Below are 17,847 nucleotides of genomic sequence, written 5' to 3' on the forward strand. Positions count from 1 at the left end.
AGGAGCCCGCTTGCGGGCGATGCTCTCGACCCGGGAACCCGCAAAGGTAAAGGCATCGCCCGCAAGCGGGTTCCTACGGGGGCTTGTGCTTGTTTTGGGAGTTCTGGCGCTGGCCCCCGCCCACGCCGACAAGGTCCGCGACCTGGTGCAGGTCGCCGGCGTGCGCAGCAACCAGCTGATCGGTTATGGCCTGGTGGTGGGCCTGGACGGCTCGGGCGACCAGACCACGCAGGCGCCGTTCACCACCCAGAGCCTGGAGAACATGCTGCAGCAGTTCGGCATCACCGTGCCGGCCAGTGCGCGGCCACAGCTGAAGAACGCGGCCGCAGTGATGGTGACGGCGGATCTGCCGCCGTTCGCCAAGCCCGGCCAGACCATCGACGTCACCGTCGCCTCGATCGGCAACGCCAAGAGCATCCGCGGCGGCCAGCTGCTGATGGCGCCGTTGCGCGGCGCGGACGGCAACGTCTACGCGGTGGCGCAGGGCAGCGTGGTGGTCGGCGGCATCAGTGCGCAGGGCAAGAGCGGCTCCAGCGTGCAGGTGAACATCTCCGCCAGCGGGCGCATCCCCAACGGCGCCTCGGTGGAGCGCACGGTGGCCTCGTCGTTCAGCGGCGGCGGCGACCTGATGCTGAACCTCAACACCGCCGACTTCACCACCGCCACGCGCATCGCCACGGCGATCAACCGGGCCTACGGCGCCGGCACCGCGCAGCCGCTCGACGGCGGCTCGATCAGCGTGCGCGGGCCGCAGGACCCGGCGCAGAAGGTGGCGTGGCTGGGCGCGATCCAGAACCTCGACGTGCAGCCGGGCGACGCGCCGGCACGGATCGTGGTGAACTCGCGCACCGGCACGGTGGTGATCGGTTCGGACGTGCGGGTCAGCGCCGCCGCGGTGGCGCACGGCGCGATCCAGGTCACCATCAGCGAGCAGGCGCAGGTCAGCCAGCCGGCGCCGTTCAGCCGCGGCGGGCAGACCGCGATCGTGCCCAGCAGCAGCGTGCAGGTCAGCGAAGAAGGCGCGCACATGTTCAAGTTCGGCCCCGGCGTGAGCCTGGACACCATCGTGCGCGCGGTGAACCAGGTCGGCGCCACGCCGAGCGACCTGATCTCGATCCTGCAGGCATTGAAGCAGGCCGGCGCGCTGCATGCCGACCTGGTGGTGATCTGAGCCGGCCCGCGATCATGACGCCCATCGCCAGCAACGCACCTGCGCTCGACACCTGGACCGAACTCTCCGGCTTCCAGCAGCTGCGCGCGCAGGCGCGCAGCGACGATGGCAAGAGTGCGCTGCCGGCGGTGGCGAAGCAGTTCGAGGCGATCTTCACCCAGATGATGCTGAAGTCGATGCGCGACGCGAACGCCAGCATGGGCAGCGACCTTGCCGGCAGCGAGCAAGTCGACTCGTACCGCGAGATGTTCGACCACCAGCTCGCGCTGAGCCTGGCCAACGGCAACAACGGGCTGGGCATCGCGAAGATGCTGGTGCGCCAGCTTGGCGGCAAGCCGGCTGCCGCCGCGGAGGCCCACGGCCCGCTGCCGACGCCCGTCGCCGGCGTGCCCAACGCCGACGTGCGCGCGCTGCTGCAACTGGGTGCCGGCGACGATGCGAGCGACGCAACGGCCGGCATCATGGCGATGCCGTCGACGGCCGACGCCGGTTCGGCATGGAGCCAGACGCTCGACCGCATGGCGCAGGGCGCGCTCGATGCGGCGGGCGCCGCGGCGGAGCTGTTGCCGGGCGGCGACCCGGTGGGTTTCGTCCGCACGCTGGCGCCGCACGCCGAAGTGGCGGCGAAGCAGCTGGGCGTGTCGGTGCGCGCGCTGCTGGCGCAGGCGGCGCTGGAAACCGGCTGGGGCAAGCACCTGCCCAGCCACCGCGACGGCAGCAGCAGCTTCAACCTGTTCGGCATCAAGGCCGGCGGCAACTGGAGCGGCGACAAGGTCAGCGTGCCCACGCTGGAGTACGAGAACGGCGTGGCGGTGCGCCGGCGCGACGCGTTCCGCGCCTACGACTCGCCGGCGGATGCGTTCGCCGACTACGCGCGCGTGCTGGCCGACAGCCCGCGCTATGCGCAGGCGCTGGGCCAGGGCGAGAACGTGGCCGGCTTCGCGCGGGCACTGGTGCGCGGAGGCTACGCGACCGACCCGTCATACGCGGCCAAGATCACCGCGATCGCCAACAGCCCGCAGATGCGCGAAGCGCTGGCGGCGCTGCGGTTGCCGCGCGAATTCAAGTGAACACGCGCCCGGCCGTTACCGTGACCACATGCCGTGCCGCTCCGGCGGCGCTCCAGTTGTCGAGGATGGACCACCATGGCTGACATGCTTTCGACCGGCGTATCCGGGCTGCTCGCCGCGCAGATCGGGCTCAGTACGGTGAGCCACAACGTGGCCAACGCGAACACCGACGGCTACAGCCGCCAGCTGGTGTCGTTCAGTGCCCGGCTGCCCGAGGGGCAGGCCAATTACTACGTCGGCACCGGCGTCAACACGGTGGCGGTGCAGCGTGCCTACAGCCAGTTCCTCAACAGCTCGCTGTGGTCGGCCACTTCGGCGCAGGGCCGCGCCAGCAGCATGGCCAGCCTCACCGGTCAGCTCAACGACCAGCTTTCCGGCAGCAGCAATCTGCAGACCTCGCTGGACAGCTTCTTCGGCGCCGTGCAGGACATGGCCAACGCGCCATCGGATGCGGCCTCGCGGCAGGTGCTGCTGGCCCGCGCCGGCGGGCTGGCCAGCACGTTCCGCGCGCTGTCCGGCCAGTTCAATCAGCTCTCCGGCCAGGTGCAGCAGCAGATCGGCGAAGCCGTCGATGCGATCAACGGCGGCAGCCGCTCGATCGCCAAGTTGAACGGGCTGATCCGCTCCTCGCAGGCCACCGACGGCACGCCGCCGGCCGACCTGCTCGACCAGCGCGATGCACTGGTGAAGAAGCTGGCCGGCCAGGTCGGCATCAGCGTGGTGCCGCAGAACGACAACACCATCAGCGTGTTCGTGGGCAACGGCCAGGCGCTGGTCACCGGCACCGAGGCGCATGCGTTGGGCACTGCACCCAACATGTACGACGCCACCCGCATGGAAGTGGTGGGTGCGGCGTCCGGCGCCGTGCTGAGCGGGCGCATCGGCGGCGGCACGCTGGGCGCGCTGCTGGATTTTCGCGGCAACGTGCTCGATCCCGCGCAGAACCAGCTGGGCCGCAGTGCGCAGGCGCTGGCCAGCGCGTTCAACGCGCAGCACGCGCAGGGCATGGATCTGCGTGGCGAACTCGGCGGCAGCTTTTTCAACGTGGCCGGCCCGACCGTGCAGGCCGCCGCCAGCAACAGCGGCAGCGGCACGCTGAGTGCCGGCATCGGCGACATCGGCGCGCTGACCGGCAAGGATTACGTGCTGAGCTACAACGGCAGCAGCTGGAGCATGCGCGACACCAGCGGCAACAATGTCGCGCTGGCCGGCAGTGGCAGCAGCGCTGACCCGTTCACCGCCGCCGGCTTGAGCCTGGTGGTGGGCGGCAGCGCCAGCGCCGGTGACAGTTTCCGCGTGCAGCCCAGCCGCAACGCCGCCGCGAGTTTTTCGGTGGCGATCGACGACCCCGACAAGATCGCTGCCGCGGCGCCGCTCAAGGCCACCGCCGCGGTGGGCAACAGCGGCACCGTATCGCCAGCCATCAGTGTCAGCGACGGCAGCAACGCCAACCTGTTCAGCAGCAGCTCCGTGGTGTTCGCCTTGGCCACCAGCTACAGCATCGACGGCGGCCCGGCGCAGGTGTTCGCCCCCGGCCAGCCTATCGTCCACAACGGCTGGAGCATGCAGCTCGGCGGCGCGCCGCAGGCCGGCGACCGTTTCGGTGTGCGGGCCAACAGCAATGCGCAGGGCGACAACAGCAACGCGCTGATGCTGGGCAAGGTGGCCAACCTCGGCGTGCTCGACGGTGGCGTCACCAGCGCCGGTCGCGCCTACAGCCAGCTGGTCGGCCAGGTCGGCAGCGCCGGTGCGCTGGCCAAGGACGACCTGAGCACGCAGACCGCGGTGTACAGCCAGGCGATGAGCTCGCAGCAGAGCGTGTCCGGCGTGAACCTGGACGAGGAAGCCGCCAACCTGTTGCGCTACCAGCAGGCCTACCAGGCTTCCGCGCAGGTCATCAGCACCGCCAACAGCATCTTCGACGCGCTGCTTAGCGCCGTGAAGGGGTAAGCCATGCGAGTCTCCACCAGCTGGATGCAGCAGCAGTCCGTCGGCAGCATGATGGACCGGCAGAGCGAGCTGTCCGACCTCAACATCCAGTTGAGCACCGGCAAGCGCATCAACCAGCCGTCCGACGATCCGGTGGGCGCGGCGCGTGCGCTCGACCTCACCCACCTCACCGCCGACGCCGCGCAGTACCAGCGCAACATCACCAGCGCCAACGCGCGGCTGGGGCTGGAAGACCAGACCCTGTCCAACGTCACCAACGTGCTGGGCCGCGTGCGCACGCTGCTGCTGCAGGCCGCCAACGGTTCGCAGACCGACGCCACTCGCGGCGACATCGCCGCCGAGATGGCGCAGTTGCGCCAGCAACTGCTTGGCCAAGCCAACAGCAAGGACGGCCAGGGCGACTACCTGTTCGCCGGCAACCGCACCGGCACGATGCCGTTCGTCTCGCAGAACGGCGTGAGCTACGTCGGCGACGACGGCCAGCGCATGGTCGCCGCCGGCCCCGGCCTGCAGGTGGCCACCGGCGACCCCGGCAGCACGGTGTTCGCCGACATTCCCACCGGCAACGGCACCTTCGCGGTCAGCGCCAGCGCGGCCAACACCGGCAGCGCGGTGGCCGGCGCCAGCAGCGTCAGCAATCCCAACGCCAATCCCTCGGCGTGGGACGGCGGCAGCTACCGCATCGTGTTCACCGCCGCCAACGCGTATGAAGTGCGCGACGGCGCCGGCACCGTACTGGACAGCGGCAGCTACGACGCCAGTCGCGGCGGCAGCGTCGGCTTCCGCGGCGCGCAGGTGGCTTTCAGCGGCGCGCCCGCCGCGGGCGACGAGTTCTTGCTGGGCGCCTCCGCGAAGCAGGACGTGTTCACCACGCTGGACAACATCATCAAGGCGCTGCGCACGCCCAACGGCGGTGGTGCGCCGATGCAGAACGACATCAACACGCAGTTCGCCAGCCTCGACCAGGCGATCGACAACATAAGCCGCACGCGCGGCATGGTCGGCGCGCGCATGAATGCGCTCGACCAGCAAAGCGGACTCAACGACGATCTCACGCTGCAGTACAAGAGCGCGCTGTCGAACGTGCAGGACCTGAACTACTACGACGCCATCAGCCAGCTCGGTGCGCAAACCACGGCGCTGCAGGCGGCGCAGCAGACGTTCACGAAAATCCAGGGCTCAAAATTGTTCGACTATCTGCGTTGACAAGGCTCAAGTTTCCATGGTGGGGGTCGAAACAGCAGTTGAGGCGGCGGTGTTCCCATCGGAATCCCCGCTGGCTGCCACCGCCGGCCACCGGCACCTACGACCCCTTCTGGAGATACTCCCATGGTCATGAGCGTCAACACCAACATCAGCTCGCTGAATGCCCAGAAAAACCTGGCTACCTCGCAGAGCAAGCTGTCCACCGCGATCGAGCGCCTGTCCTCCGGCATGCGCATCAACAGCGCCAAGGACGATGCCGCCGGCCTCGCCATCTCGACCCGCTTCACCACCCAGATCAACGGCCTGAACCAGGCCGTCAGCAATGCCAACGACGGCATCTCGCTGGCGCAGACCACCGAGTCGGCGCTGAACGAGGTGACCAACAACATGCAGCGTATCCGCACGCTGGCGGTGCAGTCGGCCAACGCCACCAACTCCGACTCCGACCGCGCCGCGCTGGACGCCGAAGTGCAGCAGCGCCTGTCGGAAATCACCCGCATCTCGCAGCAGACCACTTTCAACGGCCGCCACGTGCTGGATGGCAGCTTCGGCTCCGCCGCGTTCCAGATCGGCGCCAACGTCGGCGAGACGATTTCGGTGAACCTGAGCCAGGGCGCCGGCGCCAAGCAGGTCGGCCAGATGGCCACCTCGGCCACCGGCGACACCAGCGCCCTGTTCCTGTCCGGCGCCAGCGCGGCGACCGCGTCGGTGGCCACGGTGAACGGCGTGGCCGGCTTCGACTACAGCACGACGGGCAAGGCGTTCACGGTCGACGGCAACGCGGTCAGCCTGAATGCCGCCTACGGCACCCAGGCTGCGATGGTCACGGCGGTGCAGGGGCAGTTGAACACGTCGGCCGCGGGCAAGTACACGGTCGCCGCCAGCGGCGCGAACGGCTTCACCATCACCACCACGGCCACCGGCGCCAGCAGTGCGATGACCATCGGTGGCACCGACCCGACCTTCGTCAACACCAACGTCACCGGCGCGAACGCCGTGGCGGGTACCGCATCCAACCTGGTGCTGGCCACCGGCGACCTGAAGATCGACGGCACCGACATGGCGGGCAGCTACAAGGACGCGCAGAGCCTGGTCGACGCGATCAACGCCAAGGGTATCTCCGGCGTGGCTGCGTACTACGACAGCAGCAGCAAGTCGGTGCACCTGAATGCGCAGTCGGCGCTGACCGTAGACGGCACCAAGGCCGGCGCGGGCGCGGGCAACCTGGGCTTCGCCAACGCAGGCGCCACCGCCATCGCCATCGGCGGTGACCTCGCCTCCAGCAACGTGAAGACGGTCAGCGGCGCGAACGACACCATCAGCCGCATCGACGCCGCGCTGAGCACGGTCAGCTCGATGCGCAGCGACCTGGGCGCGGTGCAGAACCGCTTCACCTCGACCATCGCCAACCTGCAGACCATCTCGCAGAACCTGAGCTCGTCGCGCAGCCAGATCCAGGATGCCGACTTCGCCGCGGAGACCGCGAACATGTCCAGCGCGAACATCCTGCAGCAGGCCGGTGTCTCGGTGCTGGCGCAGGCCAACGCCACCACCCAGAGCGTGCTGAAGCTCCTGCAGTAATCGCTTGACCCGAAACGGCCGTGGACAATCCGCGGCCGTTTCCCCCATTACAGGAACCGATGTCCATGGCTATCACGGTAGGCTCCACCACACCCACCACGGGTTTGCTGACCTCCATGGGCGTGGGTTCCGGGCTCGACGTGGCCTCACTGGTGGAAAAACTGGTGGCCGCCAAGAAGGCGCCGCAGCAGAACCAGATCACCAGCCAGACCAACGCGGCGAACACCCAGCTTTCGGCGCTCGGCCAGGTCAGCGCCGCGCTTTCTGCGCTGCAGTCGGCGATGGCCCCGCTCACCGACGGCAGCGTGTTCAACGCGCGCACGGTGGGCAGCAGCGACGCCACCGTACTCGGCGCCAGTGCCACCGGCACTCCGGTCAACGGCAGCTACAACATCGCCGTGACACAGCTGGCCAGCGCGCTGAAGGCTTCGTCCGGCGCGTTTGCCAGCAACACTGCCGCAGTCGGCACCGGTACGCTGACCATCGCGGTGGGCAGCCAGTCGATGAATCTCACCCTGGACAGCACCAACAATTCGCTGGCGGCGATCCGCGACGCGATCAACGGTTCCAGCAGCAACCCCGGCGTGAGCGCCACCATCGTCAACGGCACCGACGGCGCACACCTGGTGCTGAGCGGCACCCGCACCGGCGCGGCCAACGGTTTCTCGGTATCGAGCAGCGGCGGCGACGGCAAGCTGGCGGCGATGAAGTACGATCCGGTGGCCACCAGCGGCAACGGCCTGACCGTCGTCACCGCGGCGGCCGATGCCAAATACAGCATCGACGGCCTGGCCGCCAGCAGTGCTGGCAATACCGTCAGCACCGCCATCGACGGCCTCACCCTCAACCTGGCCAAGGTCGGCAGCAGCACGCTGAGCGTGTCCAGCGACACCAGCAAGGCCACCAGCGCGCTGACCAACCTGGTCAATACCTACAACAGCTTCGTCGGCATCTACCAGAACCTGACCAGGTACGACGCTACCACCGGCACCGCCGGCGCGTTGCTCGGCGACGCCACGCTCAACAGCATCAACAACACCCTGTCGAGTGTCATCGGCGGCACCGCCAACGGCGCCGCGCTGTCCTCGATCGGCATCTCGCTGCAGGTGGACGGCACCCTGAGCCTGGACAGCACCAAGCTGGCGACCGCGCTATCCGACGGCGGCAAGCAGGTCGGCAACCTGTTCGGCGGCGCCAATGGATTCGCCGCGAAGCTGAATGCCCCGCTGACCAGCTGGGTGGGCAGCCAGGGCGTACTGGCCAGCCGCACCAGCAGCATCAACCGGCAGCTGAGCGACCTGACCAACCAGCAGACCGCGCTGAACAGCCGCATGGACAGCCTTACCGCGATGTACCAGGCGCAGTTCAGCGCGCTCGACACCCTGATGAGCAAGCTCAACAGCACCAGCAGCTACCTGCAGCAGCAGTTCGACGCGCTCACCAACAGCAACAAGAAATAAGAGGACAAGGTCATGGCATTCGGCTACGGCGCAGGCGCCTATCAACAGATCCGCTCGCACGGCGGGGTGGAGTCGGCGGACCCGCACGGGCTGATCACGCTGCTGATGGACGGTGCGCTGGAGCGGCTGGTGAAGGCCCGCGCGCACATGCTGCGCGGCGAGGTCGCCGCCAAGGGCGAGGCGATCACGCGCTGCATCGAGATCCTCGGCGGCCTGCGCGACAGCCTCGACGCCAAGGCCGACCCGGTGCTGGTCGGGCGGCTGGACTCGCTGTACGACTACATGAGCCGCCGCCTGCTGCAGGCGAACCTGCGCGATGACGCCAGCCTCATCGAAGAGGTCAGCAACCTGCTGCAGCCGATCCGCGACAGCTGGGTGCAGATCGCTCCCGCAGCCAGCCGGCGGGCGGCCGGCGCGTGAGCATGGGCGTGCTCGAACTCGCGCTCGGGCTGACCCGCGCGATGCTGGCCGCCGCGCAGACGCAGGAATGGTCGCGGCTGATCGAGCTGGAGGCCGAGCGCGAGCCGTTGCTGCTGCGCCGGCATGCGTCCGACCCGGACAGCCTGGCCCGGCTGGACGAGATTCTGGCGTACGATCGCCAGCTGCAGGCCATCGTCGGCCGCGCGCGGGATTCGGCGGCCGAACAGTGGCAGCAGGAAGCCGATCGCGCCCGCGCGATCGCGGCCTATACCCGGCCCTGACCACCGGCGTTGCCCGCCGGCGTGGCGGTTTCGGCCTCAACGCGTCGCGGACCCACGCCATGACCTCAGACAGCACGCCCTCGGGCAATACCTCCTCGGCCGGCGCCACGGCGACCGGCTGGGACGACTTCGAACAGCGGGTCAGCTGCGAGGAGAGCCTGCATGCCGATTGCGAGCCGCTGGCCTGGCCGCCCTCGCCGGCGTTGCTGCAGCAGCTGGCCGAGCGCAACGCGAACGTGCTGGCGGCGATCGCCGCGCTGGAGGAGCGCCGCGCCGACGGCGGCGAGGACGACAGCCCGCTGATGCAGGAAATGCTGCGCATGGACGCCAAGCTCAGCGTGCTGGTGGAGATCGTCAACAACTTGCTGGTGCCCGGCAGCGCGCTGCCGCCGCGGCGGCTGCTGCGCTTCAACGCGATTGGCGCGCTGTTGCCCGCGGGCCTGGCGCCGGCTGCCGGCGGGCTGCTGCGCATCCGTTTCGACCTGTGCCGCAGCCTGCCGCTCGAACTTGCTGCGCAGGTGCAGCGGCAGTTCGACGATGGTCGGACGTTCGTGGCTTTTGCGCCGTTGGGCGATGCACTGGGTGACGCAATTGAGCGTCTGGTTTTCCGCCATCATCGACGCAAAGTGGCAGGGGCACGCCAGCCGGTTGCGTAAGCAGTGGTCCGGTCAACGCACAAGATGTGATGCAGTTCGCAATTGTGGAATTCCGTCGGCGATTCCCATGACGTCGGTCACACTTGGCATGGGCGCAATGCCATGTCGGGAATATCGCGCAAATCGTTCACGTTTCATGCAGTTAGGGAACGCGGCCGGACGTGTTTGCCGATGCGTCGGTGTCGGTTTTTCCGACGTGCGACGTTTTGCCGACGCGATGGTCGGAAAGTTGGCCTCCTAATTGCTCTTGGTTCATCAGGCCGGCAACAGAAACCGGCACCGATGAGAAAGCGTTCCCGACGGAAGCATGGGGCCGCCAAAACGAGCAGTGCGGTAAGGAGAGAAAGCGATGCAGAAATTCGACTTCCTGGTCATCGAATCCGACGAGACGCGTGTGGACTCCGTGCTCTCTGCCCTTCACTTCCTGGGCTACCGACCGCAGCACGGCGCCGCCTGTGCCGCGGTGGACGAAGCCACCCACGCCTGGCGCGCGGTGTACGTCGGCAGCGTCGCCGACACCGCCGAGGCCGAGCGTCAGTTCGCCCTGCTGGGTGCCGCCGCGTCGCACGTGCCGATGCTGCTGGCGGCCGATTCACCCTGGCTCGAGCGCTTCGGTGCGGCGTCGTCGCCGTTTGCCACGCGCATGGCCACGCTGGAGTTTCCCCTGCGCTACGAGAAGATGGCCGAAGCCATGCGCAACATCTATGCGCGCCTGCTCGGCGGCCAGTCCGGTGCGCTGCGCTTCGTCGGCAACGCGACGCCGATGCTGCGCGTCAATGCGTTGATCCGCCAGGTTGCGCCGTTCGATTCCACCGTGCTGGTGCTGGGCGAGTCGGGCACCGGCAAGGAAATGGTGGCGCGGGCGATCCATGAGCATTCGCCACGCCGCGACAAGCCGTTCGTGGCGATCAACTGCGGGGCGATTCCGGCCGAGCTGCTGGAGAGCGAGCTGTTCGGCCACGAGAAGGGCTCCTTCACCGGCGCGATCAGCGCGCGCAAGGGCCGCTTCGAGATGGCCGAGGGCGGCACGCTGTTCCTCGACGAGGTCGGCGACATGAGCCTGCCGATGCAGGTGAAGCTGCTGCGCGTGCTGCAGGAGCGCGCCTACGAGCGGGTAGGCGGCAGCAAGACCCTGCGTTGCGACGTGCGCATCGTCGCCGCCACCCACCGCAACCTGGAGGAGTCGATCGCCAGCGACCGCTTCCGCGAGGACCTGTTCTACCGGCTCAGCGTGTTCCCGCTCGAACTGCCGTCGCTGCGCGAGCGGCTGGACGACCTGCCGGTGCTGATCGCCGAGTTCAACCAGCGCCTCGCCCGCCGCGGGCTGGGCGTGGTGCGCTTCAGCGCTGGCGCGATGCAGTCGCTGCGCGCACATGCCTGGCCGGGCAATGTGCGCGAGCTTTCCAACCTGGTCGAGCGCATGGCCATCCTGTTTCCGCACGGCGAGGTGCGCAGCAGCGACCTGCCAAAGAAATACCGCGGCGAGCAGGCCGTCGACGAGGTGCATGGCGCAGCGTTGCTGGCGCTGATGGAAGACGAGCTGCCGCCATGCGAAGCCGGCCTGCAGCCGGTGGCCGAGGCGCTGCGCACGCTGCCGGAGCAGGGCCTGGACCTGAAGGACCACCTGGCCGACATCGAGGTGGGGCTGATCCGCCAGGCGCTCGACGTCACCGGCGGCGTGGTGGCCCATGCCGCGCGCCTGCTGCACATGCAGCGCACCACCCTGGTGGAAAAGCTGCGCAAGTACGGCCTGCAGAACAGCCTGGCGGCTTGAGAAGCCGGGATTGGGGATTCGAAATTCGGGATTCGCAGGAGCCCGCTCGCGGGCGATGCCGTTGCTTTTACGAATCTCCAATCCCGAATCTCGGCAACAGCTGGCACGCCTCGTGCAACCACTCACTCAGAATCCCGTCACGCGTCGGGAATCCGTCATGAGGACGCATCGCGATGAGCACCATCGACGTCAACAACCTGCTGTCCCAGATGCGCCAGATGAGCGCGCAGGTGCGTGCGCCGGAAACGGCGTTCAAGCCGGCGGCTGCCGCCGGGCAGGCGGATTTCTCCGACGTGCTCAGGCAGTCGCTTTCCTCCGTGGGCCGCAACCAGCTGGAAGCCGGCCGTATGGCGGCGAGTTTCGAGCGCGGCGATCCGGGTGCCGACCTCGGCCGCACCATGGTCGCGGTGCAGAAGGCCGACCTCTCGCTGCGCACGGTGGTCGAGGTGCGCAACAAGCTGGTCGATGCGTACAAGGAAATCATGAACATGCCGGTCTGACGCATACGCGTCGATCCGCTTCCGTCCCCTAGCCGAAGAGCAGCAGCATGGCCGACAACGCCATCGCGACCACCGCCAACAACGGTGCGCGCCTGGACCCCCTCAAGCAGATCGCCCGCAACCCGGCGACGCGGCAGCTGGTGCTGCTGGTGGCGGTGGCCGCGGCGGTGGCGCTGGGCGTGGCGGTGGTGCTGTGGTCGCGCGGCCCGAACTACGGTTTGCTCTACGCCGGCCTGGAGCAGAAGGACGCTTCGGCGATCACCCAGGAGTTGCAGGCGAACAACACGCCCTACCAGTTGAGCGGCGACGGGTCGTCGATCATGGCGCCGGCCGCCGACCTGGCCGCGCTGCGTCTGAAGCTGGCGGCGAAGGGCTTGCCACAGGGCAGCGCCAGCAGCAGCGCGCTGCCAGCTGCCGATTCGCCGTTCGGCATGAGCGATCTGGCCGAGCGTACGCGCTACCAGCAACTGCTGGAGGCGGATCTGGGCACCACCATCGGCGGGCTGCAATCGGTGCGCGCCGCACGCGTGCATCTGGCCTTGCCGAAGCCTTCCGCGTTCATTCGCGACAGCCGCGAAGCCAGCGCCTCGGTGCTGGTCACGCTGTACCCCGGTCGTCAGCTCGATGCCGGGCAGGTGGCGGCGATCGTGCACCTGGTCGCGGCCAGCGTGCCGAACCTGGAAGCGCGCCAGGTCTCCGTGATCGACCAGCAAGGCCAGTTGCTCACCGCCGACCCGGAAAGCCCGGGCGCGGTGGGCGACAACCGCCTGCGCATCGCCACGCGGATCGAGAACACCTACGCCCAGCGCATCGAGGAACTGTTGATGCCGCTGGTCGGCCCCGGTCGCGTGCATGCGCAGGTGCATGCCGACCTGGACTTCAGCCGCACCGAGAAAGCCACCGAGACCTTCGGCCACGACCACCCGGCGCTGCGCAGCGAACAGACCAGCAGCGAGCAGCGCGGGGCCGGCGATGCCACCGCGGGCGGCGTGCCCGGTGCGCTCAGCAACCAGCCGCCGATGACGGTCGCGCAACCCACCGCGGCGAAGCCCGACGCCGGCAAGGCCTCTGCTGCTACAGCCACGGCGGTTACCGCCAGTCCGGGCGAGAGCTCCAGCAGCGCCACCCGCAACTACGAACTGGATCGCACCATCAGCCACGTCAGCGACCCCGCGGGACGACTGGCGCGGCTGACCGTGGCGGTAGTGCTGGACAACAAGCTGGCCGTTGCCGGCAAAGCGGACAATCCGGACGACGCGGCCGGCGATGCGGCGGCGGCGCCCAAGAGCGTGCCGTTCAGCGCGCAGGAATTGCAGCACCTGACCGATCTGACCAAGAACGCGGTGGGCTTCGATGCCGCCCGCGGCGACAGCGTCAGCGTGGTCAACCAGGCGTTCCAGCATGGCCCGACGGTCGATGCCTTGCCCGAGACCCCGTTATGGGGCCGGCCCGGCGTGCTGGACCTGCTCAAGCAGGGCGCCGGCGTGCTGATCGCGCTGCTGGTGGTATTCGGCCTGCTGCGTCCGCTGCTGAAAGGGCTGCTGCGCGGCGAGACGGCAACGCGCGCGATGCCCTCGCCGATGCCGCAGATTTCGGTGCGCGTGGACGACGAGCTGGCGGCCAACGAACCGGCCCGTCTCGGCGGCGCCATGCCGACGCTTTCGTACGAGCAGCGTGTCGGCCAGGCCAGGCGGATGGTCGGCGAAAACTCCAAGCAGGTGGCGCAAGTGGTGAGGAACTGGGTGAGCGAAGATGGCAACTAATCGTTCCGATGCGCCCGTCACCGGTGCGCAGCGCGCGGCAATCCTGCTGCTGACGCTGGGTGAGCAGGATGCCGCCGAAGTGCTCAAGCACTTGAGCGCGCGCGACGTGCAGGCGGTCGGCACCGCGATGGCGGGGCTCACCAGCGTCTCGCGCGAACACGTCGAGCACGCGCTGGCCCGGCTCAACCAGGACATGGGCCAGCAGACGTCGCTGGGCGTCGGCACCGAGGAGTACATCCGCAAGATCCTCACCAATGCGCTGGGCGAAACCAAGGCCGGCGGCCTGATCGACCGCATCCTGCTCGGGCGCAGCAGCAAGGGGCTGGAATCGCTCAAGTGGATGGAAAGCCGCGCCATCGCCGAGATGATCAACCAGGAGCACCCGCAGATCATTGCGCTGGTGCTGGCGCACCTGGAGCCCGACCAGGCCGCCGAGGTGATCGGCTACCTGCCGCCGCGCGTGCGTTCGGACGCGGTGATGCGCATCGCCACGCTCGACGGCGTGCAGCCGCATGCGCTGAACGAGCTGGACGAAATCATGGAGCGCCAGTTCTCCGGCAACACCAAGAAGCTCAAGTCCGCCAGCGTCGGCGGGCTGAAGGCCGCCGCCGACATCCTCAACGCGATGGAAACCAGCCGCGAAACCGAGCTGATGGCGGCCATCCGCAGCCAGGACGATGCCTTGGGCGGGCGCATCGAGGACTTGATGTTCGTGTTCGAGGACCTTGCCGAGCTGGACGATCGCGGCATGCAGCTGCTGCTGCGCGAGGTGCCGTCGGGCACCCTGATCACGGCGCTCAAGGGCGCCGAGCCGGCGGTACGCGAGAAGATCTTCGCCAACATGTCCAAGCGCGCCGCCGACATGATGCGCGACGACCTCGAGGTGAAGGGGCCGGTGCGCCTGAGCGAAGTCGATGCGGCGCAGAAGGAAGTGCTGGGCATTGCCCGCAAGCTCTCTGACGACGGCCAGCTCAGCCTCACCTCGGGCGGGGATGAATTCGTCTGATGGCCGCCACCATCCACAACGTGGCGGCGGATTTCCAGCGCTGGGAGCTGCCGAACGTGGGCACCGGCCCGACCGCGTCGGCAGCTGCCAACGCACCGCCGCAGCCCACCGTGCGCGAGCTGGCCGCGCTCGAGCAGCAGGCGCGCGAGGAAGGCTATGCGGCAGGCCACGCCGAAGGCGCCGCCGCGGCGCAGCAACAACTGCGCGAGCGCCTGGCCGAACTTGACGCACTGTACGACGCGGCCGCGCGCCCGCTGCAGCAGCTCGACGAGCAGACCGGGCAGGAGCTGGCGCGGCTGGCCATGATCGTGGCGCAGCGGGTGATCGCGCACGAACTGCAGCTGTTGCCCGCGCTCGTCATCCAGGCGGTGCGCCAGGCGGCCACCGCCCTGCCGGCGGCTACGCGTGAGTTGCGCGTGCACCTGCATCCCGACGACTTGGCCCTGCTGCGCGAATCGGGCGCAGCCGAAACGCACTGGCAGCTGCTGGCCGACGCAACACTCGCGCGCGGCGACTGCCGCCTGGAAAGCGAACGATCGCGGCTGGATGCGCGGGTGGAAACCCGCCTGGCCGCGATGATCGACGCCGTCCTCGGCGACAGCGCAGGACCCGCCGAATGATCGCCGCGACCGCCCTTGTAGGAGCCCGCTGGCGGGCGATGCTTTTCTGGCCGGGATTCGGGATTCGGGGTTCGGGATTCGCAAGAGCGGAAGCAAGAGCATCGCCCGCCAGCGGGCTCCTACAAAAGCGGTGGGGCGCTGAGTGAATACGGAGGCGTTCCTCGCGGCGCGGCAGGCGAACTGGCAACGCCAGCTCGCGCGGTTGGGCGCGCGCGCCCAGGCGGAGCGCACGCTGGTGGTGGAGGGCAGCCTGCGCCGCGTGGTCGGGCTGACCCTGGAGGCGGAAGGCTGCGAGGCCGCACTCGGCGCGCGTTGCCTGGTCGACACCGCCGACGGCGCCACGCTGGAGACCGAAGTGGTCGGCTTTGCCGACGAACGCCTGCTGCTGATGCCGGTGGGCGACCTGCACGGCGTGCTGCCGAACGCGCGGGTGCGCCCATACGCGCGCAGCGGCGGCCTGCCGGTTGGCACCGGTCTGCTCGGCCGCGTGATCGGCGCCGATGGCGTGCCGCTGGATGGGCTGGGCGCGCTCGATTCGGACGAACACGCCGCGCTCAAGCGCGAGCCGATCAACCCGATGGCGCGCAAGCCGATCGACGCGCCGCTGGACGTCGGCGTGCGCGCGATCAACGCGCTGCTCACCGTCGGTCGCGGCCAGCGGCTGGGCCTGTTCGCCGGTTCCGGCGTGGGCAAGTCGACCCTGCTCGGCATGATGACCCGCTACACCAACGCCGACGTGGTGGTGGTCGGGCTGATCGGCGAGCGCGGCCGCGAGGTGAAGGAATTCGTCGAGCACACGCTGGGGCCGGAGGGCAGGGCGCGTGCGGTGATCGTCGCCGCGCCGGCCGACGCGCCGCCGCTCAAGCGCCTGCGCGGCGCGCAGTACGCCACCGCGATCGCCGAATGGTTCCGCGACCGCGGCCAGCGCGTGCTGCTGCTGATGGATTCGCTGACCCGCTACGCCCAGGCGCAGCGCGAGATCGCGCTGGCGATCGGCGAGCCGCCGGCGACCAAGGGCTACCCGCCGTCGGTGTTCGCGATGATGCCGGCGCTGGTCGAGCGCGCCGGCAACGACGCCGACGGGCGCGGCTCGATCACCGCGTTCTACACCGTGCTGACCGAGGGTGACGACTACCGCCACGATCCGATCGCCGACGCCGCGCGCGCAATCCTGGACGGCCACGTCGTGCTGTCGCGCGACCTCGCCGAAGCCGGCCACTACCCGGCGATCGACATCGAGGCCTCGATCAGCCGCGTGATGCCGGCGGTGGTGAGCCGCGAGCACCTGCGCGCGGCGCAGCGCTTCCGTCAGGTCTATTCCGCCTATCGCCAGCAGCGCGACCTGATCGCGGTGGGTGCGTATCAGAAGGGCTCCGACCCGCAGGTCGACCAGGCGATCGAGATGTGGCCGCAGCTGCGCGCGTTCCTGCAGCAGGAAGTCGATGAACCGATGACACTCGAAGCGGCGGCTGACAACCTCGACGCCCTCGCCGCGCAGGTGGCTGCATGAACTCGCGCGCGAAACAGCTGGAGCCTGCGGTGGAACAGGCCCGCCAGCGCAGCGAGGATGCGCTGGCGCAGCTGGCGGCGCAGCAGCAGTTGCTGGCCAGGGCCGAGCATCAGCTCGCCGAGCTGCAGCGCTACCGGCTGGAGTACGCGGCCGCCGGCGACGTGGCGCAGAGCGTGACGGCGCTGCTCAACCGGCAGCAATTCGTGGAGCGCATCGACCGCGCGATCGTGCAACAGCGGGCCGAGCTGGACCGCCAGCACCGCCAGTTGGCCCGGCTGCGCGAGCAATGGCGCCGCGCGCATGCGCGCGAGAGCGCGCTGGACAGCGTGGTCTTGCAGCACCGCGAGGAAGAGCGCCGGGCCGCCGATCGCCACGAGCAGGCCGAGCTCGACGAACGCATGCAATACCGGAGGCTGCGATGACCACCGAGCCCGCCCTGCCGTCGCCCGTATGGGGCGGCTGGCCGCACCACCGTTCGTCGTGCGCATCCCTTGCCGAAGGATGGTCCACGCCATGACTGTTGCCGCCCCCGCTGCACCCAGTGCCGCCAGCGCGGCCGCTCCGCGAGCCGGTGCCGCCGCCGAGCCGCGCGACGGCAACGCGACGCCGCCCGGCTTCGACAGCCAGCTGCACGCCGCGCGACAGCGGCATGAACCCGGCAGCACGAACGACACATCGAGTGGGCTGCAGGACGAGCGCCAGCCGACGTCGGCTGCGCGCTCGCCGCACGACCCGTCGGCCGATGCCGTGCCCGCGGCGAAGCCGGACGTCGCGGCTGCAGTGCCGGCACCCGCACCCGTGCAGGCGGAACTGGCGGACGTGACCGCAGCGGACGCATCGGCGCCACGACGCGAGCCGGGCGACGAGCCGGCGCCCGCC

General features: G+C 69.2%; 16 protein-coding genes and 1 pseudogene. All 17 read left to right on the plus strand.

Annotated features, from left to right (window positions below; translation table 11 throughout):
- Nucleotides 1-94: 94 nt before the first annotated feature.
- Nucleotides 95-1,171 carry a flagellar basal body P-ring protein FlgI gene (locus UUA_RS03020; RefSeq protein ID WP_008434152.1) on the plus strand — a complete coding sequence of 359 codons (1,077 nt, stop codon included), beginning with the start codon at nucleotides 95-97 and terminating at the stop codon, nucleotides 1,169-1,171.
- Nucleotides 1,172-1,185: 14 nt separating this feature from the next.
- Nucleotides 1,186-2,241 (plus strand): flagellar assembly peptidoglycan hydrolase FlgJ, encoded by a 1,056-nt coding sequence (gene flgJ, locus UUA_RS03025; RefSeq protein WP_008434155.1) that lies wholly within the window; start codon nucleotides 1,186-1,188, stop codon nucleotides 2,239-2,241.
- A gap of 75 nt (nucleotides 2,242-2,316) precedes the next feature.
- Complete coding sequence (gene flgK / locus UUA_RS03030) at nucleotides 2,317-4,191, plus strand: flagellar hook-associated protein FlgK (protein WP_008434157.1); 1,875 nt, start codon at nucleotides 2,317-2,319, stop codon at nucleotides 4,189-4,191.
- A gap of 3 nt (nucleotides 4,192-4,194) precedes the next feature.
- On the plus strand, nucleotides 4,195-5,397 hold the full coding sequence (flgL, locus tag UUA_RS03035) for a flagellar hook-associated protein FlgL (RefSeq protein WP_008434159.1): 1,203 nt from the start codon (nucleotides 4,195-4,197) through the stop codon (nucleotides 5,395-5,397).
- A 123-nt stretch (nucleotides 5,398-5,520) separates the two neighbouring features.
- Nucleotides 5,521-6,978: a flagellin N-terminal helical domain-containing protein gene (locus UUA_RS03040; protein WP_008434160.1), complete on the plus strand. Its 1,458-nt coding sequence runs from the start codon at nucleotides 5,521-5,523 to the stop codon at nucleotides 6,976-6,978.
- A gap of 65 nt (nucleotides 6,979-7,043) precedes the next feature.
- Nucleotides 7,044-8,438, plus strand: a complete 1,395-nt coding sequence (gene fliD / locus UUA_RS03045) for a flagellar filament capping protein FliD (RefSeq protein WP_008434162.1) — start codon at nucleotides 7,044-7,046, stop codon at nucleotides 8,436-8,438.
- 12 nt (nucleotides 8,439-8,450) lie between these two features.
- Entirely contained in the window at nucleotides 8,451-8,858 is a 408-nt protein-coding gene (fliS, locus tag UUA_RS03050; RefSeq protein ID WP_008434164.1) for a flagellar export chaperone FliS, read from the plus strand.
- Nucleotides 8,859-8,860: 2 nt separating this feature from the next.
- Complete coding sequence (gene fliT, locus UUA_RS03055; protein ID WP_008434165.1) at nucleotides 8,861-9,139, plus strand: flagellar protein FliT; 279 nt, start codon at nucleotides 8,861-8,863, stop codon at nucleotides 9,137-9,139.
- 59 nt (nucleotides 9,140-9,198) lie between these two features.
- The gene (locus tag UUA_RS03060) at nucleotides 9,199-9,795 is read left to right on the plus strand and encodes a PilZ domain-containing protein (RefSeq protein WP_008434167.1); all 597 of its coding nucleotides are present in this window, start codon (nucleotides 9,199-9,201) and stop codon (nucleotides 9,793-9,795) included.
- Nucleotides 9,796-10,144: 349 nt separating this feature from the next.
- Nucleotides 10,145-11,569: a sigma-54 dependent transcriptional regulator gene (locus tag UUA_RS03065; protein ID WP_008434169.1), complete on the plus strand. Its 1,425-nt coding sequence runs from the start codon at nucleotides 10,145-10,147 to the stop codon at nucleotides 11,567-11,569.
- 173 nt (nucleotides 11,570-11,742) lie between these two features.
- Complete coding sequence (gene fliE, locus UUA_RS03070) at nucleotides 11,743-12,069, plus strand: flagellar hook-basal body complex protein FliE (RefSeq protein ID WP_008434170.1); 327 nt, start codon at nucleotides 11,743-11,745, stop codon at nucleotides 12,067-12,069.
- A 47-nt stretch (nucleotides 12,070-12,116) separates the two neighbouring features.
- Nucleotides 12,117-13,832 carry a flagellar basal-body MS-ring/collar protein FliF gene (fliF, locus tag UUA_RS03075; RefSeq protein ID WP_008434172.1) on the plus strand — a complete coding sequence of 572 codons (1,716 nt, stop codon included), beginning with the start codon at nucleotides 12,117-12,119 and terminating at the stop codon, nucleotides 13,830-13,832.
- Nucleotides 13,822-14,838, plus strand: coding sequence for a flagellar motor switch protein FliG (gene fliG, locus UUA_RS03080; RefSeq protein WP_008434174.1), 1,017 nt, complete (start codon nucleotides 13,822-13,824; stop codon nucleotides 14,836-14,838). The genes fliF and fliG overlap by 11 nt, the downstream gene beginning before the upstream one ends.
- Nucleotides 14,838-15,458: a FliH/SctL family protein gene (locus tag UUA_RS03085; RefSeq protein WP_008434175.1), complete on the plus strand. Its 621-nt coding sequence runs from the start codon at nucleotides 14,838-14,840 to the stop codon at nucleotides 15,456-15,458. Before fliG ends, UUA_RS03085 begins: the two co-directional genes overlap by 1 nt.
- A gap of 142 nt (nucleotides 15,459-15,600) precedes the next feature.
- Entirely contained in the window at nucleotides 15,601-16,968 is a 1,368-nt protein-coding gene (gene fliI, locus UUA_RS03090) for a flagellar protein export ATPase FliI (RefSeq protein WP_008434177.1), read from the plus strand.
- Entirely contained in the window at nucleotides 16,965-17,390 is a 426-nt protein-coding gene (fliJ, locus tag UUA_RS03095; protein ID WP_008434179.1) for a flagellar export protein FliJ, read from the plus strand. The genes fliI and fliJ overlap by 4 nt, the downstream gene beginning before the upstream one ends.
- A 91-nt stretch (nucleotides 17,391-17,481) precedes the next feature.
- Nucleotides 17,482-17,847 (plus strand): annotated as a pseudogene (locus tag UUA_RS03100) (hypothetical protein); the annotation flags it as partial.

Source organism: Rhodanobacter thiooxydans LCS2 (assembly GCF_000264375.1).
GTDB classification, from domain to species: domain Bacteria; phylum Pseudomonadota; class Gammaproteobacteria; order Xanthomonadales; family Rhodanobacteraceae; genus Rhodanobacter; species Rhodanobacter thiooxydans.